Here is a 245-nt window from a genome sequence, read left to right as displayed (position 1 = left end):
CGTGCCAGTACGCGCCGTTCACCGCCAGCCCCCGGTTGGCCGGGTCCTCCGCCTGCGCGGAGAAGTTCAGCACCGGCGTCTCACCGGGGTAGGCGAACAGCTCGGTGCGATCCCCCGAGGTGCCGTTGTTGCCCTGCGGGATGGTGACGGTCTGCGCGAACCGGTAGGTGCCGCCCCGCATCAGGATCGTCCCGCCCGGCGTGATCCGGCTGATCGCCGAGGTCAACGTCGTCGGGTCGGCCTGC

Annotated in this window: 1 pseudogene; it reads right to left on the bottom strand. The window is 71.4% G+C overall.

Annotated features, from left to right (window positions below):
* Positions 1-245, bottom strand: a pseudogene (locus ADK67_RS16120) (cellulose-binding protein); the annotation flags it as partial.

Origin of the sequence: Saccharothrix sp. NRRL B-16348, from assembly GCF_001280085.1 — a bacterium.
Taxonomy (GTDB): domain Bacteria; phylum Actinomycetota; class Actinomycetes; order Mycobacteriales; family Pseudonocardiaceae; genus Actinosynnema.
Note: the sequence above shows the minus strand (reverse complement) of the source record. Positions and strands in the feature narration are given on the sequence as shown.